This window comes from Methylobacterium sp. WL12 (assembly GCF_008039475.1).
Lineage (GTDB): Bacteria > Pseudomonadota > Alphaproteobacteria > Rhizobiales > Beijerinckiaceae > Methylobacterium > Methylobacterium cerastii.
In genome coordinates, this window is sequence record NZ_VRUW01000199.1 from 1 (window position 1) to 1659 (window position 1659).

At 67.8% G+C, this 1659-nt stretch carries 2 protein-coding genes and 1 pseudogene; all 3 read left to right on the forward strand.

All coding sequences use genetic code 11. From position 1 onward, the window contains the following. A partial coding sequence (locus tag FV226_RS27420; protein WP_147764870.1) for a transposase occupies positions 1 to 212 on the forward strand: 212 nt, incomplete at its 5' end. 42 nt (positions 213 to 254) lie between these two features. Beyond that, positions 255 to 746 (forward strand): annotated as a pseudogene (locus tag FV226_RS27425) (IS630 family transposase); the annotation flags it as partial. Between the two features lie 548 nt (positions 747 to 1294). Continuing rightward, the coding region (locus FV226_RS29045) for an autotransporter-associated beta strand repeat-containing protein (RefSeq protein WP_281406063.1) at positions 1295 to 1659 on the forward strand (365 nt) is incomplete at its 3' end.

Sequence of the window (1659 nt, forward strand, 5' to 3'; positions counted from 1 at the left end):
CGAACGCCATCGAGGCCTTGAACGCCACGCTACGCCGGGCCGTGCGCGCCCGGGGCCACTTCCCGACCGACGAGGCCGCGCTGAAGCTGCTCTACCTGGTCTTGAACCGCTCCGAGAAGGCGTGGAAAATGGGCCCGCGTGAGTGGGTCATGGCCAAGGCCCAGTTCGCCGTCATCTTCGGCGAGCGCTTCACCCGGGCCATGGCGGCCTGATGTGCAACCCGCCGCCCACACACGGAATTTCCGATAGTCCCAGCCCGTGTCGGCCAGAAGAACACCCTGCCGCGTCGCTGGGCACGCCGCGGAGGCCGGCCATCGGCCCCAAAGGACCAGCGGACCGCCCATGCCTACATCTTCGGGGCGATCTGCCCCGAGAAAGGCAAGGGCGCCGGTCTCGTCATGCCCCGTTGCGACACCTCCGCCATGAACGAGCATCTAAAGGAGATCTGCCGCATCGTCGATCCCGGCGCCCATGCCGTGCTGATCCTCGACGGCGCCGGATGGCACATCGCGCACGACCTCGTCGTGCCCGACAACATCACCCTGCAAACGCTGCCGGCCTGCGCACCGGAACTCAATCCGGTCGAGAATGTCTGGCAATTCCTGCGCGACAACTGGCTCGGCGACCGGATCTTCACCTCCTACGACGACATCCTCGATCATTGCTGTGACGCCTGGAAACGCTTCGTCGCCCAACCCTGGCTCATCATGTCCATAGGACTGCGCCAGTGGGCCTATCGGTTATGATCAATGCCGGTTGGTATAACACGCGGCTTGCCAAGGGGGGGCACCGATGTCGGTCGAGAAAAACAACCCGCGATTCTATTTTTTCAACGTGGTTGAGGCCGCGTTAATTGTTTCGCCGCCACTTGGAATCCGTCTTCACCGCGTCGTCGTGCCGTCACGCTCGGCACCCGGCTGGTGGCCGCGCGGCCGCCGGACCGTCTCTCCGCGCCTTCGGATGGCCGCATGTCGCACGCCAGTTCCTGCCCGCCGCGAAGCCGCCTACTCGCGACGACCGCCTTGCTGCTGCTGATACTCGGCATGGCGGCGATGACGGTGCCGGTGGGTCCGGCGCATGCTGCCTGCGCGGCGACCACGACAGGTCTCGCCTGCGACGGGCCGGACGACGTGACTCTGGCGAGCTCAATCGGCGGCTCTGGTGGCCTTTCGAAGGCTAGCACGGGCAGCGTCACGCTCTCGGCCGCCAATACTTATGCCGGCGGCACCAGTCTCACTGCCGGGACGCTGTCGACGACGGGGCCGGGACGCTCGGTGCGCCCGACGCAGCGCTGGTGGTCTCGGGCGGACGGCTCGACCTCGGCGGCACGACGCAAGCCGTCGGACTGGTCCGGCTCACCGGCGGCACCATTGGGGACGGGACGCTGCGCGGCTCGGTTTACGACGTGCAATCCGGCAGTATCGATGCCGCGCTGACCGGCTCCGGCCCGCTCGTGAAGTCCGGCACCGGCACGGTGATGCTGTCGGGCGCCAACATTTACTCAGGCGGCACCCGCGTCGACGGCGGCACGCTGAAACTGACCTCGACCGGACGCCTCGGCGCCGCGGACGCCGCCCTCGTGGTCGGCGGCGGAACGCTCGACCTCGGCGGCACCAGCGCGAGCGCCGGCCCGGTGGTGCTCACCGCCGGTACCATCCG